The sequence below is a fragment of the Citrobacter telavivensis genome, assembly GCF_041807075.1.
In the GTDB taxonomy this organism is placed as follows: Bacteria; Pseudomonadota; Gammaproteobacteria; order Enterobacterales; family Enterobacteriaceae; genus Citrobacter_A; species Citrobacter_A telavivensis.
Genome location: NZ_JBGUBF010000007.1, coordinates 139,850 through 163,495, shown reverse-complemented (window position 1 = coordinate 163,495; position 23,646 = coordinate 139,850). Strand labels below are relative to the sequence as shown.

Sequence of the window (23,646 nt, the reverse complement as noted above, 5' to 3'; positions counted from 1 at the left end):
CGATGGTAGTGTGGGGTCTCCCCATGTGAGAGTAGGGAACTGCCAGGCATCAAATAAACAGGAAAACCTCATGCGAAAGCATGGGGTTTTTTTGTTTTATCTGCAGTTCAGTGAAGAGGCCATCCTGCGGATGGCCTTTTTGCGTTTATGGGATGATTATTTGAGCGGAGAAAGAGACGCTTTATTGGATTTACTGCGCCTTTAGCCAGCGTAAAATGAATGCTGAAATCTGCTGTATATCATTGATATCTAATTGCGGAATATCCACATCAAGTTGAACGTCACTGGCAATCGCAATAACGTGTTCATCAATGGTCAGTTCTTCCACACTGCGTCCACATCCCTGTCGAAACAATAAGATCTTCGCGACGGCTTCGTGCTTAAATCCCTCAACCAGCACCATATCCAGCGTGGTAGTCTCCATCCTGCTGACCAGGTACGCTAAATCCAGCTCGGATGCTTCTGGCGTCTCGGTCATCAATGCCCAACGTTGCTGACTGGCGACCAGGGTTTGCGCTGCCCCCGCTTTGCGTAGCTCATAGCTGTCTTTGCCGGGCTTATCCACGTCCATATCGTGATGCGTATGCTTGATAAGTCCAGGACGGATCCCGGCGGCGCACAGAGCCGGGATGAGCTTCCTGAGCAGCGTCGTTTTTCCCGTTCCGCTCCACGCGGCGATAGCCAGTAAAGGGATCATTGTTTTTCCTGCCATTTATCGAGCTCCTCAAGGGTATTCACATTCACAAACGCGTCCTTATAGTCGCTAAAATCAACGGCATGTCCACCGGCCTGACGCATAAAAACCATTACCCGTCGCTCGCCAGACTGTAGATAAGTCTGCAAAAACGGCTGAACCGAGCGGTGAACCAGCGCAATGGTGGGGTGATCCCGTTCGCCATCGTGCACCCATACCACCGGTGCCTGATTGCGTCGGGCACTTAATCGGGCAACCAGCGTCTGCGGGATAAAAGGGGTGTCACAGGGACAAAACAGAAACCAGTCGCCGTTCTCCTGTTGGAAAACAGAAAGCATACCCGCCAGCGGACCGGGAAAATCCGCGATCGCATCCGAAATGACTTTCAGGCCGCCAGAGCGATAAATATCCTGATGGCGATTGGCATTCACAACTACCGTTTCCAGTTGCGATAACAGCGTATCGGCGACATGTTTCCACAGCGGTTTCCCTTTAAGCTCAAGCAGGCCTTTATCAATGCCGCCCATCCGCCTGGCCTTTCCGCCAGCAAGTACAACCCCTGTTATTGCACTAACCTGATTCACTGATATCGCCTCTTTTATTGTGGGATTGACCCTGCTAACGTGTCTGTATCAAGAGTAAGGAGCACGACCATGAAATGTAAACGCCTGAATGAAGTTATTGAACTCCTCCAGCCAGCCTGGCAAAAAGAGCCCGACCTTAACCTGATGCAATTTTTGCAGAAACTGGCGAAAGAGTCAGGTTTTGACGGTGAACTGGCGGATTTAACCGACGACATTCTGATCTATCACCTGAAAATGCGCGACTCTGCAAAAGACGCTGTTATTCCCGGTATCCAAAAAGACTACGAGGAAGATTTCAAAACGGCGCTGCTGCGTGCCCGTGGCGTAATTAAAGAGTAAAAGCTTGTAAGTGGGGCCACCGAAGTTGTTATGAAATGATATCCTGAATCATTCGACGTATTTTCCGGATGATGGGATGAACAACAACGCTTTCAATTTCCAGACATTACACCCGGATACCATCATGGATGCGCTGTTTGAGCAGGGGATCCGGGTGGATTCTGGTCTTACTCCGCTTAACAGCTACGAAAACCGTGTCTACCAGTTTCAGGATGAAGACCGTCAGCGTTTTGTCGTTAAATTTTATCGCCCTGAGCGCTGGTCGGTTGATCAGATCCTGGAAGAGCATCAGTTTGCGATTGAACTGCTCGAAGATGACGTCCCGGTTGCCGCGCCGCTGGCTTTTAAGGGGCAGACGCTGTTGTCGCATCAGGGGTTCCACTACGCGATTTTTCCAAGCGTAGGTGGTCGGCAGTTCGAAGCGGACAATATCGATCAAATGGAAGCGGTGGGCCGTTATCTGGGGCGCCTGCATCAGATCGGTCGTAAGCGACCATTTACCTGGCGACCAACCATTGGGCTGGACGAATACCTCGTCGAGCCGCGTAAACTCTTCGAGTATGCTCGCCTCATTCCGTCAGGACAAAAGGCCGCCTTCCTGAAGGCGACGGATGCGCTGATTGTGGCCGTCACTGACCGGTGGCATACGAATTTTGACATGTTACGTCTACACGGCGACTGTCACGCCGGAAATATCCTCTGGCGCGAGGGGCCGCTGTTTGTCGATTTAGATGATTCCCGCAACGGTCCTGCCATTCAGGATCTGTGGATGCTTCTTAATGGTGATAAAGCTGAGCAACGTATGCAGCTTGAGACGATTATTGAAGCTTATGAAGACGTTAATGAGTTCGAAACGTCTGAAATTGAACTGATTGAACCTTTACGTGCCATGCGTTTGGTTTATTATCTTGCCTGGCTGATGCGTCGTTGGGACGATCCTGCGTTTCCTAAAAACTTCCCGTGGTTGACCGGGGAAGATTACTGGCAACGACAGACCGCGACATTTATCGAGCAGGCAAAAGTTCTGCAAGAACCCCCATTACAATTAACACCTATGTATTAATCGGAGACGTAATCATGAAAAAGATTTGGCTGGCGCTGGCTGGTATGGTTTTAGCTTTCAGCGCATCGGCAGCGCAATTCGAGGATGGTAAGCAGTATACCACCCTGGAAAAGCCCGTTGCCGGTGAACCGCAGGTGCTGGAGTTTTTCTCTTTCTATTGCCCACACTGCTACCAGTTTGAAGAAGTCCTTCATGTTTCTGATAACGTGAAGAAAAAACTTCCGGAAGGCGTCAAAATGACTAAGTACCACGTCGAGTTCCTGGGCCCGCTGGGCAAGGATCTGACGCAAGCGTGGGCTGTGGCGATCGCGCTGGGTGTTGAAGATAAAGTGACTGTGCCGATGTTTGAAGGTGTACAGAAAACCCAGACCGTACAGAGCGTTGCGGATATCCGTAAAGTATTCGTGGATGCCGGCGTTAAAGGCGAAGATTACGATGCGGCATGGAACAGCTTTGTCGTGAAATCACTGGTTGCGCAGCAGGAAAAAGCCGCTGCCGATCTGCAACTGCAGGGCGTACCGGCGATGTTTGTTAACGGCAAATATCAGGTGAATCCGCAGGGTATGGATACCAGCAGCATGGATATCTTTGTTCAGCAATATGCGGACACGGTGAAATATCTGGTCGGTAAGAAATAAAAGCAACGCCGGTCAGCGACCGGCGTTTTTACTTGTCGCTTTAATCTCTTCTATTAGCAAGTCTTTTTCTCCCCACAGCGTATTTAGCCATAGCTGGAAACGGCGCTTAAATCCTTTATCGTTCACGTAGTCACCGTGCAGATCTTCCTTAATGGGTTGCATATCCACGCGAACCACAATGCGCGTCAGTTTCCCGCTCAGCATATCGAAGAATGGCGTACGGTCGTTTTCTGGATAGCACAGCGTAACGTTAAGTAATTTATCGAATTGCGAACCTAACACGTTCAGCGCCATTGCGATGCCTGCTGCTTTTGGCGGTAACAGATGTTTATACGGCGAACGAGTCTGCTGACGTTTTTCTTCGGTAAAGCGAGAGCCTTCGACGAAATTGACGATCGTGGTGGGATGTGCGCGAAACTTTTCACAGGACCGGCGGGTGGTCTCAACATCCTTACCCCGACGTTCTGGATGCCGCAAGAGATACGCGCGTGAGTAACGTTTCATAAACGGCATATCCAGCGCCCAGCAGGCGAGACCGATAAAGGGCACCCAGGCCAGTTGCTGTTTGAGGAAATACTTATTCATGGGAATGTGTTTACGGAAGAGCACACACAGCACCACGATGTCAGCCCAGCTGTGGTGATTACACACCAGCAGATACCAGTTTTTCTTGCTGAGACCTTCCAGACCTTGCACATCCCATTTCAACCACGGGTTGAGATGTAGCAGCAGGGCGAGCCCTTCACACCAGCAGTACATCATGAAATTACAAAACAAAGACACCTTGCGCCAGACGAAAGGAACGGGTAGCAGGAGCTTTACCAGTCCGGCAAGAATGATCGGTACAGAGCATAAAATCGTGACCACAATGGTCAATGCGATGCTCAGCAACAGGGTGACTGTAGCGAGCAATCTCGCCGTGATTAAATTATTCAAAGGATTAGCCATAAACAGTACGCTAAAGTCGCGCAAGGGGGCTGATTTTATCAGAAAATAACTCAAATGACGGTTCTTCACGACAGAGAAAAATACGCCATATCTATCCACATTCCGTAATTCAATGAAAACATAAAGGGTTTATTTTGTTGTTTTTATAACTTATTGAAAATAATCAATAAAATAGATGATGATAAAATCATTGATTTGATATTAATGTGATGAAAATTAATTATGCACAAAGTTATCCACAGGCGCCTTTGCGAGCGATCCAGAAGATCTACAAAAGATTTACGACAAATGTGGTGAAAAACTCATGTTTTCATCCCGTCTGTGGCATCCTTTATCCATAATCTGATAAACAGGCACGGACATTATGGTTCAGATCCCAGAAAACCCACTTATCCTTGTAGATGGCTCTTCTTATCTCTATCGCGCATACCATGCGTTTCCACCGCTAACCAATAGCGCGGGTGAACCGACAGGCGCGATGTACGGTGTCCTCAATATGCTGCGCAGCCTGATCCTGCAGTATCAGCCAACACATGCCGCAGTGGTATTTGATGCCAAGGGTAAAACCTTCCGTGACGAATTATTTGAGCATTACAAATCGCATCGCCCGCCAATGCCGGACGATCTGCGGGCGCAGATCGAACCGTTACATGCGATGGTGAAAGCGATGGGGTTGCCGCTGCTGGCCGTATCCGGCGTGGAAGCGGACGATGTTATTGGCACCCTGGCACGTGAAGCGGAAAAAGTGGGGCGTCCGGTGCTGATCAGTACCGGTGATAAAGATATGGCCCAACTGGTCACGCCAAACATCACACTCATCAATACCATGACCAACACTATTCTTGGTCCGGATGAAGTTGTGACGAAATACGGCGTGCCACCCGAACTGATCATCGACTTTCTGGCGCTTATGGGGGATTCCTCCGATAACATTCCGGGCGTACCGGGCGTTGGGGAAAAGACCGCTCAGGCGCTGTTACAGGGACTGGGTGGGCTGGATACGCTTTACGCTGAGTCAGATAAAATTGCCGGGTTGACGTTCCGTGGTGCGAAAACCATGGCGGGTAAACTCGAGCAAAATAAAGAGGTTGCCTACCTCTCCTATAAACTGGCGACGATCAAAACAGACGTTGAGCTGGAACTGACCTGCGAACAGTTGGAAGTACAACAGCCACAGGCTGACGAACTGGTCGGGCTGTTTAAAAAGTATGAGTTCAAACGCTGGACCGCTGATGTTGAAGCGGGCAAGTGGCTACAGGCGAAAGGGACAAAACCGGCGGCAAAACCGCAGGAAACGATCGTTGTCGATGGCGCACAGGAAGAAACCGCTGCTGTGCTTTCCTACGATAACTACGTGACGATTCTCGATGAACCGACGCTGGAAACGTGGATTGCGAAGCTGAAAAAAGCGCCCGTGTTTGCCTTCGATACCGAAACCGACAGTCTGGATAACATCTCTGCCAATCTGGTGGGGCTCTCATTCGCTATTGAACCAGGCGTGGCGGCTTATGTGCCTGTGGCGCATGACTATCTGGATGCGCCGGATCAAATTTCCCGCGATCGTGCGCTGGCGATGCTCAAGCCGCTGCTTGAAGATGAAAACGCGCGTAAGGTTGGACAAAATCTGAAGTACGATCGCGGTATTCTGGCGAATTATGGCATCGAACTGCGTGGCATCGCTTTTGATACCATGCTCGAATCGTACATTCTGAACAGCGTTGCCGGGCGTCACGATATGGACAGCTTGTCCGATCGCTGGCTGAAGCACAAAACCATCACCTTCGAAGAGATTGCGGGTAAAGGGAAGAACCAACTGACCTTTAATCAGATCGCGCTGGAAGAGGCCGGGCGTTATGCGGCAGAAGATGCTGACGTCACCTTACAACTGCATTTGAAAATGTGGCCAGAACTGCAGCAGCATAAAGGGCCGTTGAATGTCTTTGAAAACATCGAAATGCCGCTGGTACCGGTGTTATCTCGCGTAGAGCGTAACGGTGTGAAGATAGACCCTGCGGTACTGCATAAGCACTCCGAGGAGATCACCCTGCGTCTGGCGGAGCTGGAACAGAAAGCGCATGACATCGCAGGAGAAGTGTTTAACCTCTCTTCAACTAAGCAGTTGCAGACGATCCTGTTCGAAAAACAGGGCATTAAGCCACTGAAGAAAACCCCAGGCGGCGCGCCATCGACGTCTGAAGAGGTGCTGGAAGAGCTGGCACTGGATTACCCGCTACCTAAAGTGATTCTTGAGTATCGTGGCCTGGCGAAGCTGAAATCGACCTACACCGACAAACTGCCGCTGATGATTAACCCGAAAACCGGGCGTGTGCACACGTCGTATCATCAGGCCGTGACCGCGACGGGCCGCTTGTCATCGACCGATCCAAACCTGCAAAACATTCCGGTCCGTAACGAGGAAGGACGTCGTATCCGTCAGGCATTTATCCCGCCGAAGGATTACCTGATTGTTTCTGCGGACTATTCACAGATTGAGCTGCGTATTATGGCGCACCTGTCACGCGACAAAGGTTTGCTGACAGCGTTTGCTGAAGGGAAAGATATTCACCGCGCCACCGCTGCAGAAGTATTTGGTCTGCCGCTGGAGACGGTAACAAGTGAGCAGCGCCGCAGCGCGAAGGCGATCAACTTTGGTCTGATCTACGGTATGAGCGCGTTCGGTCTGGCGCGTCAGTTGAATATTCCGCGTAAAGAAGCGCAGAAGTATATGGACCTCTATTTCGAACGTTATCCTGGCGTACTGGAGTACATGGAACGCACTCGCGCTCAGGCGAAAGAGCAGGGCTATGTTGAAACGCTGGAAGGCCGTCGTCTCTATCTGCCGGATATCAAATCCAGCAACGGCGCGCGTCGTGCTGGTGCTGAGCGTGCGGCGATTAACGCCCCAATGCAGGGAACCGCAGCCGATATCATCAAACGGGCGATGATTGCGGTCGATGGCTGGCTGGAAACGGAGAAACCGCGCGTGCGTATGATCATGCAGGTGCACGATGAACTGGTGTTTGAAGTACATAAAGACGACCTGGATGCGGCAGCGAAAAGGATCCATCAGTTGATGGAAAACTGCACGCGCATTGATGTGCCACTGCTGGTGGAAGTCGGGAGTGGTGAAAACTGGGATCAGGCGCACTAAGTGGCCGCTGGATAACGCGCTTTTTTCGTAATTAAGCAACATAAGTGCGCGCGTTTTGTGATGGGTATTGGAATTACCTATGTAAAGAATGAAAAAAAATTACAAAAAGTGCTTTCTGCGCTGCTCAAAAAAGAGTAAAGTTATTCGCGTAGGGTACAGAGGTAAGATGTTCTATCTTTCAGACCTTTTACTTCACGTAATCGGATTTGGCTGAATATTTTAGCCGCCCCAGTCAGTTTCTGACTGGGGCGTTTTTTATTTTACTCTTCATACTTCACGCTGCAGGTGCGTTGGTTTCCTCTCTCACCTCAGTTACTTACTGATGTAAGCCCCTGAGCATTCACTGCGTCGCTGCCTTCCTGCAACATGAATTATTTTGAGTAAAAGCGAAACACGATCTGTGGGCCGGATAAGACGCGCTGCGTCGTTATCCGCCCTTGCGATGAATTACTCTCCGTCCTGATCCTCTTCAACCGGTGCCAGTTCGCTAAACCAGCTGTCCAGCTTCTGCCGTAATTTGTCCACACCCTGCTTTTTCAGCGATGAAAAGGTCTCAACCTGCACATCGCCGTTAAAGGCTAACACCGCTTCACGGACCATATTCAACTGGGCCTTACGCGCCCCACTTGCCAGTTTGTCCGCTTTCGTCAGCAGCACCAGCACCTGGATGTTACTCTCGACGGCCCACTGGACCATCTGTTGGTCGAGATCTTTCAGCGGGTGGCGAATATCCATCAACACCACCAGTCCCTGCAGGCTCTGGCGTTTTTCCAGATACTCACCCAGTGCGCGTTGCCATTTGCGCTTCATTTCTTCCGGCACTTCGGCGTAACCATAGCCGGGTAAGTCAACAAGTCGTTTGCCGTCGACCACTTCAAACAGGTTAATAAGCTGAGTACGGCCAGGCGTTTTCGAGGTACGCGCCAGGCTCTTCTGATTGGTCAGCGTGTTCAGTGCGCTGGACTTACCTGCGTTGGAACGGCCAGCAAATGCCACTTCGATTCCAGTATCGGAAGGTAAATGGCGAATATCAGGCGCGCTCATTACAAAGTGCGTCTGTTGATAATTCAGGTTAATCAAAGCGGTCGTCTCCGTCAGTTAAAGCTTTGCCGCGATTATACCTGAACAGGAGCAAAAGACTGATTTTTCGGCATGGGCCTGCTGTGAGTAAAAACCTTGCTCGTTGTGAGACATTGCCGATCGTTCTTATACGAAATTTAGGAGTAATTGCAGGGCAAATAATTAAATAAATCAACTAAATCATGGTATTAAAAGTATGTAATATTCTGAAAATATCAGAACTGTGCGACCAGTGACTTGTTACTTTACTTCAAAAGAGTAGAGTAACCCCCATAGCGAGGATAGCTGTACAGGAAGACGACTCAGGATGAGGGTCAGGAGCGCCAGGAGGCGAAGACACAGGATTGTCAGGATGACAGGCGTTCGGAGACGTTGGTATACGGAAACGGAAAAGACACGGAATGTTCCAGGCTGAAGGATAAACAGGGTGTGTTGACAGCCGACAGGGAATGTAGGACCCGTTCAGGGTTGTGAGTAAGGTGAAAAGGCGACAGAGCAATCTGTCGCCTTTTTTCTTTATTTCTGCTAGATTCCGGCGCAATTGTATACTGAATAAAACAGCCAAAGACGAATCACTATGAAATCCACTTCTACACCACGCGGCAAAGGTCCTGCAAAGGCACGCCGTAAAACCCGTGAAGAGCTGAACCTGGAAGCTCGTGACCGCAAGCGTCAGAAAAAACACCGTGGACACGCGGCGGGTAGCCGTGCGACCGGTGGCGACGCGGCGTCAGGCGGCAAAAACAAGAACCAACAGAAAGATCCACGCATCGGCAGTAAAACCCCTATTCCATTGGGCGTGACCGAAAAAGTCACCAAACAGCACAAACCGAAGAGTGAGAAACCTATGCTTTCACCGCAGGCTGAGTTGGATTTACTGGAAACGGATGAGCGCCTGGATGCGCTGTTAGAACGTCTGGAAGCAGGCGAAACCCTGAGCGCGGAAGATCAGTCCTGGGTAGATGCCAAACTGGATCGCATCGATGAGCTGATGCAGAAGCTGGGCCTCTCCTACGATGATGACGAAGAAGAAGAGGAAGATGACGAGAAGCAGGAAGATATGATGCGCCTGCTGCGGGGCGGTAACTAACGGTTTACGCCGTGGGCCTGCCCGTCCTGCTTATAACCCTTCCGGTTATATGTTATCTGGTGTGGTTATTCGTTAAACTACAGCGGTTGTCGCGGCGACAGAAGTGGCTGCGCAGCCGGCTTAGCACTCGAAATGGAGTGAGGCCGGTACGCCGTACCCGCCAGAGACGCCATCGGAAGGAGTGAGCATGTCTGAACAACAAATAGACTGGGATCTGGCCCTGATCCAGAAATATAACTATTCCGGGCCACGCTATACCTCGTACCCGACCGCGCTGGAATTTTCAGACGCGTTTGGCGAATCGGCGTTTTTACAGGCCGTCGCGCGCTATCCTGAGCGCCCGCTTTCGCTTTACGTTCATATCCCGTTTTGCCACAAACTCTGCTACTTCTGTGGCTGCAATAAGATTGTGACCCGACAGCAGCATAAGGCCGATCAGTATCTGGATGCGCTGGAACAGGAAATTCTTCATCGTGCGCCGCTGTTTGCCGCACGCCAGGTTAGCCAACTGCACTGGGGCGGCGGCACGCCAACCTACCTGAATAAAGCGCAAATCAGCCGTCTGATGACGTTGCTGCGGAATAATTTCCACTTCAATGCGGATGCGGAGATTTCGATCGAAGTCGATCCCCGAGAGATTGAACTGGACGTGCTCGATCATTTACGCGCAGAAGGCTTTAATCGTCTCAGTATGGGCGTGCAGGACTTCAACAAAGAGGTTCAGCGGCTGGTTAACCGTGAACAGGATGAAGAGTTTATCTTTGCGCTGCTTAATCACGCGCGTGACATCGGCTTTACCTCGACCAATATCGATCTGATCTATGGTTTACCCAAACAGACGCCGGAAAGTTTCGCGTTTACCCTGAAGCGGGTGGCGGAATTGAGCCCCGATCGTCTGAGCGTCTTTAACTATGCGCATTTGCCAACGCTGTTTGCCGCACAGCGCAAAATTAAAGACGCCGATCTGCCCAGCGCACAGCAGAAGCTGGATATTTTACAAGAAACCATCTCCTCGCTGACAGAGACCGGCTATCAGTTTATCGGCATGGACCACTTTGCCCGCCCGGATGATGAACTGGCAATTGCCCAGCGCAAAGGTGTTCTCCATCGTAATTTCCAGGGGTACACCACCCAGGGGGACACCGATCTGTTGGGGATGGGCGTTTCTGCCATCAGCATGATTGGCGATTGCTATGCCCAGAACCAGAAAGAGCTGAAACGCTACTATCAGCAGGTGGATGAACAGGGGAATGCCTTGTGGCGCGGCATCGCGCTAACCCGTGATGACGGTATCCGTCGTGACGTCATCAAGTCGCTGATCTGCAACTTCCGTCTCGACTATGCCGCAGTTGAGCAGCAGTGGGATCTGAACTTCGCGGATTACTTTGCCGAAGACCTGAAGCTGTTGGCACCGCTGGCGAAAGATGGGCTGGTGGATGTGACAGAGAAGGGCATTCAGGTCACGCCGAAAGGCCGCCTGCTGATTCGTAACATTTGCATGTGCTTTGATGCGTATCTGCGCCAGAAAGCGCGGATGCAGCAGTTTTCGAGAGTGATTTAATCTGTTGCCGGATGGCGCTTCGCTTATCCGGCCTACAACGTGTAGAGCCATTAAGCATTAGCGCCATCCGGCACAGCGTTAGCTGAACAGCCCAACCAGCGCGGCGCACAGTACTGCGGCGACCGCAGTTTGTGGCGTATGGCTGTCGACCGCTCCGCTTGATAGCAGATTTATAATCGATTCCAGCATGGTAAGTCCCCCGTTTGCCGGGCACGATCATACTGAACTCATCGGAACAGTAAAGCGCAAAATAACGGCAATTTGCGCTCAATTATTAATCTTTACACAAGCGTGTGACGTTACTCCATTCCCAGCTCTTTTAACTTACGCGTCAGGGTATTACGCCCCCATCCGAGCAAGCGTGCCGCTTCCTGTTTATGGCCCTGTGTATGACGGAGCGCTGTCGTCAGCAACGTGCGTTCCATTTCAGGCTGTGCCTCTGACAACAGGTTTTGATGACCGGAACGCAGCGCCCGATCCGCCCACTGCGCCAACAGCGTGGCCCAACTGTCCGGCTGGAGATGAGACGGACTTTCCGGCGCGGTGGCTTCGAATAGCTCTGCAGGGAGATCCTGAATCAATACCTCTTGCCCGGCCGCCATCACGGTTAGCCAGCGACAGGTATTTTCCAGTTGGCGAACGTTGCCAGGCCACGCCAGTCGCGTCAGCGCGGCTTCGGTTTCCGGGTGCAATAGCTTGGCTTCTACGCCCAGTTCGCGAGCCGCAACTTGCAGGAAATGGCGAGCCAGGCGCGGAATATCCTCCCGACGCTCGCGCAGCGGTGGAAGGTGCACACGGATGACATTCAGACGATGGAACAAATCCTCACGAAACTTGCCTTCCTGGACGCGTAACTCCAGGTTCTGGTGGGTCGCAGCGATAATTCGCACGTCCACCTTCACCGGCGCATAGCCGCCAACGCGGTAAAACTGACCGTCGGCTAACACACGCAACAGGCGTGTTTGCACATCCAGCGGCATGTCACCGATCTCATCAAGAAACAGCGTGCCGCCATCGGCCTGTTCGAAGCGTCCCTGACGAATAGTATTTGCCCCGGTAAACGCCCCCTTTTCATGACCAAACAGTTCTGACTCGATCAAATCTTTGGGTATCGCTGCCATGTTCAGTGCGATAAACGGTGCTTTGGCGCGCGGGCTGTGGCGATGCAGGGCATGCGCAACCAGTTCTTTACCCGTCCCGGATTCTCCGTTGATCAACACGCTGATGGAAGAGCGAGAGAGCCGCCCGATAATACGAAACACATCCTGCATGGCCGGCGCTTCACCGATGATGTCGGTGGTCGGGCCGTTGAGCTGGATATTGCGCGGCTGCTGCTGTTCCTGATAATGGCTGATGGCGCGTTCAACCAACGCCACTGCTTCATCGATATCAAAGGGTTTCGGTAGATAATCAAACGCCCCTTGTTGATAGGCGCTGACGGCGGCATCCAGATCGGAATGTGCGGTCATTATGATGACCGGAAGCATCGGATGACGCTGTTTAATCTGCTTTAACAGCGCCAGCCCGTCCATCCCCGGCATCCGAATATCGGACAACAGTACGTCCGGCGTTTTGCTGGCCAGCGCGCCCAGCACGTCGTTACCGTTTTCAAAGGTCGTACAGCTCAGACCCGCTCCGGCGAGAGCACGTTCAAGCACCCAACGGATGGAACTATCGTCATCAACTACCCAGACTATCCCTCGTTGCATAAGCACCTCTATTTCCGAATCGGCAGATAAACCGAGAACTCGGTATGACCTGGCCAACTGGTAAATTCAATTTTGCCGGAATGCTGATCGATCAAATTACGGGCGATGGATAATCCCAGCCCGGTACCGCCTTCGCGGCCGCTGACCATGGGGTAAAACAGCGTATCCTGTAAGTGGGAAGGGATCCCCGGCCCGTTGTCCTCGACGTCAATACGCGCCGCCAGGCGATAGCGCTCGCCGTGCAGCGTGAGCTGGAAAGCCGTGCGGGTACGCAGCACGATCTCCCCGCCGTCGGGCCCCAGCGCCTGCAACGCATTGCGGACAATGTTCAACAACACCTGCTCTATTTGTTCCGGATCGTGCGGCAGTTCCGGCAGGCTGGGATCGTAATCACGGACCAGCGTGACGTTGGCCGGTAACTCCATAGAAACCAGAGCCACCACACGCTCTGCCACTTTATGGATGCTTTCCGTGACATGCGTGCCTGGCATCTGCGGGCCTAATAACCTGTCGACCAGATTACGCAGTCGGTCAGCCTGTTCAATAATGACTTTGGTGTATTCCAGCAGCGCCGGATCGGGCAGGGCTTTGCTTAATAGCTGTGCTGCGCCGCGTAAGCCACCGAGCGGGTTTTTAATCTCGTGCGCCAGTCCACGTACCAGATCGCGCGCGGCGACCTGCTGAGCGTGCTGTAGCTGCTCCTGGCTCAGGCGGCGCTGGTTATCCATCGGCGCCATTTCAAGCAGGATCTGTCCGTCCGGCAAACGCTGCGCAGTGAGCGACAGAATGTGCGAGCGCCCGTCAATCACCAGCGTGACCTCATTGTCGGTAAAACCTTGCCCCGCCTCTAAGCTTTCGCGCATCAGCCCGATATTCAAAGAAAAATAGCTCAGGAGTTCAGGAAGCGGCGTACCAAACAGTTTGCGGGAGCTTTGAGCGAGTAACTGCTGCGCGGCCGGGTTGGCGTAATGCACTGCAAGCTCATCGTCGACCAGTAAGATGCTGTTGATTAAAGAATTGAGGATCTGCCCAGCATCGGGCAGCGTGCCTGTTGCCATATAGCAGTCTCCTGAATAGTGTGCACCAATTTAGTGCATTATAGCTTTTTATGTAGAAAAAGCGCGAAGGATCAGATTGTTGACGGTGAAAAAAGCCCATCGTGTGATGGGCTAAAAGTTTCCACGGCAACTAAAATTCTCCGTATCTTTCTTACCGCAGCGGTGTTGGCTGCTCTCAGTCACCCGAATCACTTAGTGGACTAAGCTCATCGGGATTCCTTCGATTGCCGCCTTGCTGCAATAAGAAATCTACGGGAATTACAACTAATTATCATTAAACGCTGTAGTACAACTCAAACTCTACCGGGTGCGGCGTCATGCGTACGCGGTCATTTTCTTCAATGCGCAGCGCGATGTAAGCATCGATGGCTTCATCAGTAAACACGCCACCCGCTTTCAGGAATTCGCGGTCCAGATTCAGCTCGTTCAGTGCTTCTTCCAGAGAGCCAGCAACCTGTGGGATCTCTTTCGCTTCTTCCGGCGGCAGGTCGTACAAGTTTTTGTCCATTGCTTCGCCCGGGTGGATCTTGTTCTTAATACCGTCAAGACCCGCCATCAGCAGGGCAGCAAAGCACAGGTACGGGTTCGCTGCGGGATCCGGGAAACGGACTTCGATACGACGTGCTTTCGGAGAAGCCACCACCGGAATACGGATAGAAGCAGAACGGTTACGGGCAGAGTAAGCCAGCATGACCGGTGCTTCGTAACCCGGGACCAGACGCTTGTAAGAGTTGGTGGTCGGGTTCGCCAGGGCGTTGATCGCTTTAGCGTGTTTGATTACGCCGCCAATGTAGTACAGCGCTTGCTCAGACAGGCCCGCATATTTGTCGCCAGAGAACAGGTTGGTGCCGTTTTTGGACAGAGACATGTGGCAGTGCATGCCGGAACCGTTATCGCCAAACATGGGTTTCGGCATGAAGGTCGCGGTTTTGCCGAAGCGGTGAGCGACGTTGTGCACTACGTATTTGTAGATCTGAATTTCGTCCGCTTTTTTGGTCATGGTGTTGAAGCGGGTCGCCACTTCGTTCTGACCTGCGGTTGCTACTTCATGGTGGTGAGCTTCAACAACCAGGCCCATCTGCTCCATTACCAGACACATTTCAGAACGGATGTCCTGAGCGGAGTCAACGGGTGGAACCGGGAAGTAGCCGCCTTTCACCGCCGGACGGTGACCTTTGTTACCACCTTCGTACTGGGTGGAGGAGTTCCATGCGCCTTCGATGTCATCGATGGCCACGTGAGAACCGGAGATTGACGCGCCGAAACGGACGTCATCAAACAGGAAGAATTCAGGTTCTGGCCCAAACAGAACGGTATCCGCGATACCCGTGGAGCGCAGGTACTCTTCAGCACGCTTGGCGATAGAACGCGGGTCGCGGTCATAGCCCTGCAGGGTGCCGGGTTCCAGGATATCACAACGGATGATCAGCGTAGAATCCGCGAAGAACGGGTCGATAACCGCGGTAGATGCATCCGGCATCAGCACCATGTCGGATTCGTTGATGCCTTTCCAGCCACCAATCGAAGAGCCGTCAAACATTTTGCCTTCTTCGAAGAATTCGGCATTTACCTGATGAGCAGGAATCGTGACGTGCTGTTCTTTACCTTTGGTATCAGTGAAGCGCAAATCAACAAACTTCACTTCGTGCTCATTCAGCATCGTCAAAACGTGTTCAGCGGACATACTTAACTCTCCAGATTGGTCATAGTCGTCGTGGTAACGAGGTGTTCAATTCTTTATTCATTGGCCGTGTCGCCGTAAAAAAGATAAAGCGAAATCTGTGCCAACTTTTAAATTGCCCCTAAAAGGCGTTATCATGCGCACCATCGTGCAAAAGGGTTGCACCATGTTGTGTATGTTGCACCAGTATAGTGCTTTAATGTGAACATTGAGCACCATATTGGTGCAATGAACCGTGTATAACCCTTTTAACGCTCCGTGAAAGCGATCACAAAGAATCTCTGCAATACTTGTTTGCGGAGGATGTTTGTGATCCTGTTTTGTAGTGCGATTAATCCGTGTACAATAACGCGCTATTTCTAATGCCTGAGGCAAAGTTGTGATCGAAAATTTGCGTAACATCGCCATCATCGCGCACGTTGACCATGGTAAAACTACCCTGGTTGATAAGCTGCTGCAGCAATCCGGTACGTTCGACTCTCGTGCCGAAACTCAAGAGCGTGTGATGGACTCCAACGATTTGGAGAAAGAGCGTGGGATTACCATCCTCGCGAAAAACACCGCTATCAAATGGAATGATTACCGTATCAACATCGTTGATACCCCTGGGCACGCAGACTTCGGTGGTGAAGTTGAGCGTGTCATGTCCATGGTTGACTCAGTGCTGCTGGTGGTTGACGCATTTGACGGCCCGATGCCGCAGACGCGCTTCGTGACCAAAAAAGCCTTTGCGCATGGCCTGAAGCCAATCGTGGTTATCAACAAAGTTGACCGTCCTGGCGCGCGTCCGGACTGGGTTGTCGATCAGGTATTTGACCTGTTCGTGAACCTCGACGCGACCGACGAACAGCTGGACTTCCCGATCATCTACGCTTCCGCGCTGAACGGTATTGCCGGTCTGGATCACGAAGATATGGCGGAAGACATGACCCCGCTGTATCAGGCGATTGTCGACCACGTACCTGCGCCGGACGTTGACCTTGATGGTCCGTTCCAGATGCAGATCTCTCAGCTGGACTACAACAACTACGTTGGCGTTATCGGCATCGGCCGCATCAAACGCGGTAAAGTGAAGCCGAACCAGCAGATCACTATCGTGGATAGCGAAGGCAAAACCCGTAACGGTAAAGTCGGTAAAGTCCTGACTCACCTGGGTCTGGAGCGTATTGAATCCACCGAAGCTGAAGCAGGTGACATCATCGCGATCACCGGTCTGGGCGAGCTGAACATCTCTGACACCATCTGCGATCCGCAGAATGTGGAAGCGCTGCCGGCGCTGTCTGTTGATGAACCGACCGTCACCATGTTCTTCAACGTCAACACCTCGCCGTTCTGTGGTAAAGAAGGTAAATACGTTACCTCTCGTCAGATCCTTGACCGCCTGAACAAAGAGCTGGTGCACAACGTTGCGCTGCGTGTTGAAGAAACCGAAGATGCAGACGCGTTCCGTGTATCGGGTCGTGGTGAGCTGCACCTGTCAGTTCTTATCGAAAACATGCGTCGTGAAGGTTTCGAAATGGCGGTTTCCCGTCCGAAAGTTATCTTCCGCGAAATCGACGGCCGTAAACAAGAGCCGTTCGAAAACGTCACACTGGACGTCGAAGAGCAGCACCAGGGTTCTGTCATGCAGGCACTGGGTGAGCGTAAAGGCGACCTGAAAAACATGAATCCAGATGGTAAAGGCCGCGTACGTCTCGACTACGTGATCCCAAGCCGTGGTCTGATTGGCTTCCGTTCAGAATTCATGACCATGACCTCCGGTACGGGTCTGCTGTACTCCACTTTCAGCCACTATGACGACGTACGTCCGGGTGAAGTGGGTCAGCGTCAGAACGGTGTACTGATCTCTAACGGTCAGGGTAAAGCCGTCGCGTTTGCGCTGTTCAGCCTGCAGGATCGCGGTAAGCTGTTCCTGGGTCACGGTGCAGAAGTGTACGAAGGCCAGATCATCGGTATTCACAGTCGTTCTAACGACCTGACCGTAAACTGCCTGACCGGTAAGAAACTGACCAACATGCGTGCTTCCGGTACTGACGAAGCAACGGTTCTGGTTCCGCCGGTTAAGATGACCCTGGAGCAAGCTCTGGAGTTCATCGATGACGACGAACTGGTAGAAGTGACTCCGCAGTCTATCCGTATTCGTAAACGTCACCTGACGGAAAACGATCGCCGCCGCGCGAACCGTGGTCCGAAAGAAGATTAATTCATAATCTTGTGATGAAAAAGCCGCTGATATCAGCGGCTTTTTTTTACCTCAATGTAATTAAAAGAAATATTTCACCCCAACGCGAATCTGGTTTTGTTCGCGGTGATAGGGTTCCACATTACGGTCCAGCCAGCGCAGTTCGAAGTAGGGTAACCAGTTCTGGTTGATCCGATAACGGAAGGTATTGGTAATTTCCCAGTGATGATCCTTGCCATTGCTGCTATTAAAATCATTCACCCGCATAAAATAGTGGGGTTCAAAGGTATACGAAAACTTATCGGTAATAATAAAGTTCCAATAGTTGCCGATCTCATAGGTATCGTTATTATCCCGCTCCCCGTTTAAATCAACCGAGCTGTAATTATTATGGTTATAGCGGTTACGCACGGTCAGGTTAAACCACGGTGCAAACTTGTAATTGACGTCCAGATAGACAGCGCCGCTGGAACCTATGCTCTTGTCGGTAATCAACCCGCCGGGTTGGATCGTTAATTTATCCGTGGGTTTGAATAACGGGTACCAACCCTCGATCTCGTTATAGCCGTGCTTTAACTCGTCTTTGCGCTGGAGCGTGTAGGTGTTGGTGAGCATAATGCCTGCTCCCATATCGAAGTTATAGCCAACGCGTAACATGATCTCTTGCTGGTCAGAGGCCAGATTATAAGCTTCCCGGTTTTCGACATAAGCACCGGCAAAAACAGAGGTTGATATCACTGAAGATAACAGAATGATTGAGTTTAATGTTTTCATCATAAATCCATTTTTTAAGCGTAGGGATGCCGCCATCCATCAGGATGGAAATAGCGGCAAGGTTTATTTATAGATTTACAGTAGCGATGTTTTTATTGTTATTGGTTACATCCGGAATATTGTTATTCTTTTTTCGTTGATTAATTTCCTCGATAATAAAGGCGAAACGCGCTTCGTTGAGTTTATAAAAGAAACCCATGGTCAATGCGGCAATAATCGCCAGACCACAGGGCCAGAGAAATATTAACTGACGTAATCCCTGTAGAGTGGTATCGCTTTGCGCGATGTTTGGCACATAGCCAATCTGGGTCAACATAATACCGGGCAGAAACCCCGCCAGCGCGGCAGAAATCTTCCGCGAAAAGGTATATCCCGTGTAGACGGTACCTTCCGCGCGAATCCCCGTTTTCCATTCGCCGTAATCTACGGTATCCGGTACCAGCGCCCAGTTCAGGCTATTGACGAAGGCGGTGCCGAAGAAGGCAATACAGGAGAAAATGATAAAGGTGAAGGAACTGTTACCCCAGAAATAATTCAAGATATCGCCAAGCGCCCATAACATCATGCCGGCTAAGTACACCTGCTTTTTACCGAAGCATTTAACCGTCCAGGGGACAAGAATGACGCCAATCAACACACATCCCATGCTGAAGAATCCCATCCATGATAATAGATGCGGATCGTTCAGGACATATTGTGTGTAATAAACCTGAATGGCTAATTTGATATTAAATGCGGCCAGCGTGCATAAGTTCGCGATACAGAGCACGAGCAGTGGCGGATTATGAAAAATAGCGAAGAATGATTTAAAAATACCCATCTTATGTTCTGTTGAAACCGTTGCCCGGTAATGTTCCTTAACGCCTTTAAAGCATAGCATCATGAACCCGAATCCGCAGGCAGAAAAAATGAAGGCGGCACAAGCATAACCGAAGGCTGAAGAGGAAAAGAGCGCTTGCAGAGGAATAAATGCCACCGTGCAAACTAATAAACCTATGGTCGCGCCTCCCTGCCGAAAAGCAGCGAGTTGCGCTCGCTCGTTTGAGTTTTTAGTCATCGCCGGGATCATCGCGCCATAGGAGCAATTCATCAGACTATAGAACAGGCCAAATAACATAAACAAACCCGTCGCGAGAGCTGTTTTGATTGGCAGACTAAATGTCGTGGTAATAAATTGTACCGTCGCAATGATCGCTGAAGGGATTGCCGCATACAGGATAAAGGGGCGGAATTTTCCCATTGGTCCAATACTTCTGCGTGAATCAAGCAGGAATCCGGTGAGCATGTCGGTGAATGCGGTAAAGAATTTTGCTACCAGAAAGATAATTCCACCGTACCAGGCGGGCATTCCCAATTCGTCAGTATAAAATTTCAGCAGATATAATGTGCCGACGCTCAGCATGAGATTGGAGCCAATATCACCCACGCCGTAGGCCAGTTTTTCTCGCAAACTCAGTTTCAGGGTTAGTGGATCATGGTCAGACATAATCAATCCTCGTGAAGTCCCGCAAGTTGCCATTCATTTTCACTCTGCAATGGCGCGTTTGCGGGCTTCGATTTCGCCAACGATACGGATGTACATCTTTTCGTTGAGATCGTAGAAACAGCCCATCGCAATAATGGTGACGACTGCCAGTGCACACGGATAAATAAAGATCAGTTGTCGCAGGCCCTCGACCGTTCCCTCCGATTGCACCACGTTGGGCACATAGCCGATTTGGGTCAGCATCCATCCCGGGAAGAAACCTGCCAGCGCCTGCGAAACCTTACGGAAGAAGGTAAAACCGGTGTAGACCGTCCCTTCAGAGCGCACGCCGGTACGCCATTCACCGTATTCCACCGTGTCGGAGACCAGCGCCCAGTTCAGGCTGTTCACAAACGCGGAACCGAAGAACGCCAGGCAGGAGAAAGCGACAAAGCTGACCGACCCTCCGCCGAAGAAGTAGTTGAGCAGATCCCCTGCGACCCAGATTAGCAGGCCGCCGATATAAACCTTTTTCTTGCCGAAGCGGCGGACCATCCCCGGCATTAAAAAGACGCCGATGAAAATACATCCCATGCTGAAAAAGCCCATCCACGACAGCAAGATTGGGTCGTTCAGCACGTACTGGGTGTAATAGACCTGGATAGCCAGCTTGACGTTGAACGCGCCGAGCGTGCAGAGGTTGGCAATACACAAAATGAACAGCGGACGGTTGCCGGCGATGGCGCGAAATGACTGCAGTAAGCCGGGTTTCTGTGCCGCGTCGACGGGGGTCACTTCAACATAGCGCTCTTTTACCCCGGCATAGCAGCACCACATAAAGAACAGTCCGCACAGGGAAAACAGCGTCGCGGCGAAGATATAGCCCAACTGCGAATTGCCTTCGATCAGATTCATCACTGGCACAAAGCCGACGGTGCACAACAGCAGGCCGAGCGTCGCGCCACCTTGTCGCCAGGCAGCGAGCGAAGCGCGTTCATCCGGGTTTTTGGTAATGGCAGGCACCATTGCCCCGTAGGAGCAGTTCATCATGCTGAAGAACAGCCCGTAGAGCATGAACAGTACGGTCGCCATTACCGTTTTACCGGTGATTTCAAACGGCGTACCGACAAAATTAGCAATAGCCAGCAGGGTCACCGGAAACGCGGCATACATCACGAAAGGTCGGAATTTCCCTTTTGGGCCGATTTTACGCCGTGAATCGAGCATAATACCGGTTCCCATATCGGTAAACGCGGTAAAAAACTTGGCGATAAGGAAAATGATGCCACCATACGTTCCCGGCAAACCGAGGACATCGGTATAAAACTTAAGTAAATAGAGGGTACCGATATCCAGAAGGATATTGGAGCCTAAATCACCTATCCCGTAGGCGATTTTTTCCTTAAAAGGCAAGCGTAGGGTTGCCGGATTGGTTATGTTTTGACTCATGATAATCTCTCGTTTGCCCGTGGTTTTCCCACGGGCGAGTCTTACGCGATGTGGCGCAAAGACGCGAACAGCGACGCCCACTCACTTTTCGCGCGATAAAAGACCGGCGGTTTGCCCAACGGCGCGTCCACGGTTACCTCGCCACCACGGTGGGTTTCACCGGTCCAGAGGTTCACCCAGTTATCTTCCGGCAGATACAGCGTCCAGTCGCTGCGGTCCTGCTCATGTACCGGAGCGACCAGCAGATCCTGTCCCAGCAGGTACTGGTATTTCAGGGTGTAGGTGTGCGCATCGTCTTCGTAATGCAGGAATAGCGGACGCATAACTGGCAGGCCGGTTGCGGCGTTTTGTGCGACGGCTTGCTTGAGATACGGCTTCAGAGAGGTAAAGACGGTCGTCATTCTGGCGAAATGGGCAATGGTTTCGCCATCGCCGTCAAACTGCCAGTTATCACCGGGACGGTTACCTTCATGGGTACGCATCATCGGCGTGAAGGCGCTGAAATCACACCAGCGCAGCAGCAGCTCTTTGCTACGCTTCATCTCAAACAGGGTGGTGTAGCCGCCGATGTCGCTGTGGTGCAGGCCGTGACCGGTCATGGCTAACGAGAGCGCAGCGGGGACGACGGAAGCAAGACCATCATCCAGACTCCAGTCCACGTTCTGATCGCCAGCCCACATCATGGTGGAGTACTTCTGACTGCCGGTATAACCCGCACGCATGAAGAACAGGATTTCGCCAAGCTTGCCGGTTTCCTCGAGCGCCTCGTAGTTACATTTTGCCCACAGTGCAGGCCAGGCGTTATGCATGATCTCAGCACTGACGCCGTTATGCAGAACCGTGTCGGTCGGCAGGTACTCGCCAAAGTCCGCCATCCAACCGCCGCAGCCGAGTTCAATCATATTTTTCTTGATGACGTCTTTGAACCAGTCATAGGCCGCCGGGTTGGTTAAATCGACCACACCGCCGTAAAACTCACCAAATTCAACGAGGTAATCATCACCCGCCGCATTTTTTGCCAGATAGCCGTGCTTTGCCGCTTCGGCGCACAGGTCTTTATCGCTGGCGACATACGGGTTGATATAAGTGAGGAATTGCACGCCTTCGGCATTCCACTGTTTGATACGGCTGTCCAGTTGCGGGTAGTTGTCGCTGTTCCACTTCCAGTTCCACATCACGCGCTTACCGAATGAGGTCATGCGGATCCCGGACCAGTCCTGCGCCCAGATGCCGTTTACCTTCACGCCTGCACGACGCATCGTATCCAGTTTCTTCTGGCAAACCTCGGTGCCGCCCTGAATGCCCAGCGTGACGCCATCATAAATCCAGTCCGGCAGTTCCGGCTGGCGACCCAGCAGCGCGGTCAGTTTTTCCAGCAGTGCAATATAGCTGTCGGCGCATTCAAAACGCAGAGTAGTTTTATCCTCCCACAGCGCCAGTTCGTGATAATCCGGCGCGCTGAAGTCAAAATTCATGTAGCAACTGTTCTCAACATGACAGTAGTACTTTTGCGTACTGACAAACGTGGGTTGCGGGAAAAAAGTCCAGTAATAGTCGCCGCCAGCGTTCTCTTTGCAGTCGGCCTGCCAGGTGACGTAGCTGGTTTTGTTACGGCCCACCCCCTGTTCGCTGGTCCACAGCGGGAACGGTTTGCCGCGCAGGTCGAAGTAAGAGAACTGTTCGCCGCAGCCGTAGATATGGTCGTCCGGGTTAGCCGCCAGCCGTAGCCAGATGCGGTTATGGTTGAGATCGTCATTGTGCAGATCCAACTGTAGGCGACCTGCCTCATCGACAGAAATAAGCAGCGTCGCATTGACGGTATCACCACGGCTAAAGCGTATCCGCCAGCCGTCGGCTGATTCGTTGATCGTGGCATCGGTCAGCGCAATTTTCTCGTTAAGCTTATCTTTAATACTGAAGTTACCGCGAAACATGTCGATATCAGCGACGCCTGCACCGACCCACAAACAGGGGTTTTCTGACGTATGGCGTAAGATCACACGCTGCCGATAACGTAATGCAAAACCATCAATAATTTTTTCGACCTGGACAAAGGATAAATGTCGGGTTTGCGTACTCATATAAAACACTCCATGAATTTGGGAACGCGAGCACAGTAATGGATTATGGTTTGCTATTTTTCATTCGCTTTACATCGTTACGCGCGACCGTCAGGTAGC

General features: G+C 51.6%; 21 protein-coding genes and 1 pseudogene. 10 read left to right on the top strand and 12 right to left on the bottom strand.

What is annotated here, in order from left to right; translation table 11 throughout:
- Nucleotides 1-205: hypothetical protein (locus ACERJC_RS21745; RefSeq protein ID WP_373672472.1), on the top strand; the 205-nt coding region annotated here is incomplete at its 5' end.
- Here the strand turns inward: ACERJC_RS21745 and mobB are convergent.
- Both mobB and mobA read right to left on the bottom strand, forming a co-directional pair.
- Nucleotides 191-697, bottom strand: coding sequence for a molybdopterin-guanine dinucleotide biosynthesis protein MobB (gene mobB, locus ACERJC_RS21740; RefSeq protein ID WP_373672474.1), 507 nt, complete (start codon nt 695-697; stop codon nt 191-193). The genes ACERJC_RS21745 and mobB overlap by 15 nt on opposite strands.
- The gene (gene mobA / locus ACERJC_RS21735) at nt 694-1,278 is read right to left on the bottom strand and encodes a molybdenum cofactor guanylyltransferase MobA (protein WP_373672471.1); all 585 of its coding nucleotides are present in this window, start codon (nt 1,276-1,278) and stop codon (nt 694-696) included. The genes mobB and mobA overlap by 4 nt, the downstream gene beginning before the upstream one ends.
- Before the next feature lie 69 nt (nt 1,279-1,347).
- Here mobA and ACERJC_RS21730 point away from each other — a divergent pair, with 69 nt between their 5' ends.
- From ACERJC_RS21730 to dsbA, 3 genes are all read left to right on the top strand, one after another.
- Nucleotides 1,348-1,617: a YihD family protein gene (locus tag ACERJC_RS21730; protein WP_042325406.1), complete on the top strand. Its 270-nt coding sequence runs from the start codon at nt 1,348-1,350 to the stop codon at nt 1,615-1,617.
- A gap of 76 nt (nt 1,618-1,693) precedes the next feature.
- Nucleotides 1,694-2,680 (top strand): serine/threonine protein kinase, encoded by a 987-nt coding sequence (locus ACERJC_RS21725; RefSeq protein WP_152401021.1) that lies wholly within the window; start codon nt 1,694-1,696, stop codon nt 2,678-2,680.
- A gap of 14 nt (nt 2,681-2,694) precedes the next feature.
- On the top strand, nt 2,695-3,318 hold the full coding sequence (gene dsbA / locus ACERJC_RS21720; protein ID WP_152401022.1) for a thiol:disulfide interchange protein DsbA: 624 nt from the start codon (nt 2,695-2,697) through the stop codon (nt 3,316-3,318).
- A gap of 12 nt (nt 3,319-3,330) precedes the next feature.
- Here dsbA and yihG read toward each other — a convergent pair whose 3' ends face one another.
- Entirely contained in the window at nt 3,331-4,266 is a 936-nt protein-coding gene (gene yihG, locus ACERJC_RS21715; RefSeq protein ID WP_178827284.1) for a 1-acylglycerol-3-phosphate O-acyltransferase, YihG family, read from the bottom strand.
- Nucleotides 4,267-4,630: 364 nt separating this feature from the next.
- On the opposite strand from yihG, the gene polA reads away from it, so the two are divergent.
- Both polA and spfP read left to right on the top strand, forming a co-directional pair.
- Entirely contained in the window at nt 4,631-7,417 is a 2,787-nt protein-coding gene (gene polA / locus ACERJC_RS21710; RefSeq protein ID WP_373672469.1) for a DNA polymerase I, read from the top strand.
- Between the two features lie 166 nt (nt 7,418-7,583).
- Nucleotides 7,584-7,631, top strand: coding sequence for a small protein SpfP (gene spfP, locus ACERJC_RS25540; protein ID WP_071892919.1), 48 nt, complete (start codon nt 7,584-7,586; stop codon nt 7,629-7,631).
- Nucleotides 7,632-7,864: 233 nt separating this feature from the next.
- Here the strand turns inward: spfP and yihA are convergent, their stop codons facing one another.
- Nucleotides 7,865-8,497: a ribosome biogenesis GTP-binding protein YihA/YsxC gene (yihA, locus tag ACERJC_RS21705; protein ID WP_152401028.1), complete on the bottom strand. Its 633-nt coding sequence runs from the start codon at nt 8,495-8,497 to the stop codon at nt 7,865-7,867.
- Between the two features lie 272 nt (nt 8,498-8,769).
- Between yihA and ACERJC_RS21700 the strand changes: the two are divergent.
- The 3 genes and pseudogenes from ACERJC_RS21700 to hemN all read left to right on the top strand — a co-directional run bounded on the left by ACERJC_RS21700 (nt 8,770) and on the right by hemN (nt 11,148).
- Nucleotides 8,770-8,971, top strand: a pseudogene (locus ACERJC_RS21700) (hypothetical protein).
- Between the two features lie 103 nt (nt 8,972-9,074).
- Nucleotides 9,075-9,587: a Der GTPase-activating protein YihI gene (gene yihI / locus ACERJC_RS21695; RefSeq protein ID WP_152401029.1), complete on the top strand. Its 513-nt coding sequence runs from the start codon at nt 9,075-9,077 to the stop codon at nt 9,585-9,587.
- A 187-nt stretch (nt 9,588-9,774) separates the two neighbouring features.
- A complete protein-coding gene (gene hemN / locus ACERJC_RS21690) occupies nt 9,775-11,148 on the top strand; it encodes an oxygen-independent coproporphyrinogen III oxidase (RefSeq protein ID WP_371896153.1) in 1,374 nt (457 codons plus the stop codon).
- 78 nt (nt 11,149-11,226) lie between these two features.
- Here the strand turns inward: hemN and ACERJC_RS21685 are convergent, their stop codons facing one another.
- The 4 genes from ACERJC_RS21685 to glnA all read right to left on the bottom strand — a co-directional run bounded on the left by ACERJC_RS21685 (nt 11,227) and on the right by glnA (nt 15,599).
- The gene (locus ACERJC_RS21685) at nt 11,227-11,337 is read right to left on the bottom strand and encodes a YshB family small membrane protein (protein WP_090050632.1); all 111 of its coding nucleotides are present in this window, start codon (nt 11,335-11,337) and stop codon (nt 11,227-11,229) included.
- A 110-nt stretch (nt 11,338-11,447) separates the two neighbouring features.
- Complete coding sequence (glnG, locus tag ACERJC_RS21680; protein ID WP_042325420.1) at nt 11,448-12,857, bottom strand: nitrogen regulation protein NR(I); 1,410 nt, start codon at nt 12,855-12,857, stop codon at nt 11,448-11,450.
- Nucleotides 12,858-12,865: 8 nt separating this feature from the next.
- Entirely contained in the window at nt 12,866-13,915 is a 1,050-nt protein-coding gene (gene glnL, locus ACERJC_RS21675) for a nitrogen regulation protein NR(II) (protein WP_152401034.1), read from the bottom strand.
- 274 nt (nt 13,916-14,189) lie between these two features.
- On the bottom strand, nt 14,190-15,599 hold the full coding sequence (gene glnA, locus ACERJC_RS21670) for a glutamate--ammonia ligase (RefSeq protein ID WP_152401038.1): 1,410 nt from the start codon (nt 15,597-15,599) through the stop codon (nt 14,190-14,192).
- A 376-nt stretch (nt 15,600-15,975) separates the two neighbouring features.
- On the opposite strand from glnA, the gene typA reads away from it, so the two are divergent.
- A complete protein-coding gene (typA, locus tag ACERJC_RS21665) occupies nt 15,976-17,799 on the top strand; it encodes a ribosome-dependent GTPase TypA (RefSeq protein ID WP_152401040.1) in 1,824 nt (607 codons plus the stop codon).
- 60 nt (nt 17,800-17,859) lie between these two features.
- Here typA and ompL read toward each other — a convergent pair whose 3' ends face one another.
- The 4 genes from ompL to ACERJC_RS21645 form a co-directional block, all read right to left on the bottom strand.
- On the bottom strand, nt 17,860-18,552 hold the full coding sequence (ompL, locus tag ACERJC_RS21660; RefSeq protein WP_373672473.1) for a porin OmpL: 693 nt from the start codon (nt 18,550-18,552) through the stop codon (nt 17,860-17,862).
- A gap of 67 nt (nt 18,553-18,619) precedes the next feature.
- A complete protein-coding gene (locus tag ACERJC_RS21655; protein WP_373672468.1) occupies nt 18,620-20,038 on the bottom strand; it encodes an MFS transporter in 1,419 nt (472 codons plus the stop codon).
- Between the two features lie 39 nt (nt 20,039-20,077).
- On the bottom strand, nt 20,078-21,466 hold the full coding sequence (locus ACERJC_RS21650; RefSeq protein ID WP_373672467.1) for an MFS transporter: 1,389 nt from the start codon (nt 21,464-21,466) through the stop codon (nt 20,078-20,080).
- Between the two features lie 41 nt (nt 21,467-21,507).
- Nucleotides 21,508-23,547: an alpha-glucosidase gene (locus tag ACERJC_RS21645; protein WP_373672466.1), complete on the bottom strand. Its 2,040-nt coding sequence runs from the start codon at nt 23,545-23,547 to the stop codon at nt 21,508-21,510.
- Nucleotides 23,548-23,646: the final 99 nt, after the last annotated feature.

Bases quoted from the DNA above. Each gene is read 5' to 3' on its own strand.
- ACERJC_RS21655 (WP_373672468.1), bottom strand. From the start codon at position 20,038: ATGTCTGACCATGATCCACTAACCCTGAAACTGAGTTTGCGAGAAAAA.
- ACERJC_RS21645 (WP_373672466.1), bottom strand. From the start codon at position 23,547: ATGAGTACGCAAACCCGACATTTATCCTTTGTCCAGGTCGAAAAAATT.
- dsbA (WP_152401022.1), top strand. From the start codon at position 2,695: ATGAAAAAGATTTGGCTGGCGCTGGCTGGTATGGTTTTAGCTTTCAGC.
- glnA (WP_152401038.1), bottom strand. From the start codon at position 15,599: ATGTCCGCTGAACACGTTTTGACGATGCTGAATGAGCACGAAGTGAAG.
- ACERJC_RS21725 (WP_152401021.1), top strand. From the start codon at position 1,694: ATGAACAACAACGCTTTCAATTTCCAGACATTACACCCGGATACCATC.
- yihG (WP_178827284.1), bottom strand. From the start codon at position 4,266: ATGGCTAATCCTTTGAATAATTTAATCACGGCGAGATTGCTCGCTACA.
- yihI (WP_152401029.1), top strand. From the start codon at position 9,075: ATGAAATCCACTTCTACACCACGCGGCAAAGGTCCTGCAAAGGCACGC.
- ACERJC_RS21730 (WP_042325406.1), top strand. From the start codon at position 1,348: ATGAAATGTAAACGCCTGAATGAAGTTATTGAACTCCTCCAGCCAGCC.
- ACERJC_RS21685 (WP_090050632.1), bottom strand. From the start codon at position 11,337: ATGCTGGAATCGATTATAAATCTGCTATCAAGCGGAGCGGTCGACAGC.
- glnG (WP_042325420.1), bottom strand. From the start codon at position 12,857: ATGCAACGAGGGATAGTCTGGGTAGTTGATGACGATAGTTCCATCCGT.
- ACERJC_RS21650 (WP_373672467.1), bottom strand. From the start codon at position 21,466: ATGAGTCAAAACATAACCAATCCGGCAACCCTACGCTTGCCTTTTAAG.
- glnL (WP_152401034.1), bottom strand. From the start codon at position 13,915: ATGGCAACAGGCACGCTGCCCGATGCTGGGCAGATCCTCAATTCTTTA.
- ompL (WP_373672473.1), bottom strand. From the start codon at position 18,552: ATGAAAACATTAAACTCAATCATTCTGTTATCTTCAGTGATATCAACC.
- polA (WP_373672469.1), top strand. From the start codon at position 4,631: ATGGTTCAGATCCCAGAAAACCCACTTATCCTTGTAGATGGCTCTTCT.
- hemN (WP_371896153.1), top strand. From the start codon at position 9,775: ATGTCTGAACAACAAATAGACTGGGATCTGGCCCTGATCCAGAAATAT.
- mobB (WP_373672474.1), bottom strand. From the start codon at position 697: ATGATCCCTTTACTGGCTATCGCCGCGTGGAGCGGAACGGGAAAAACG.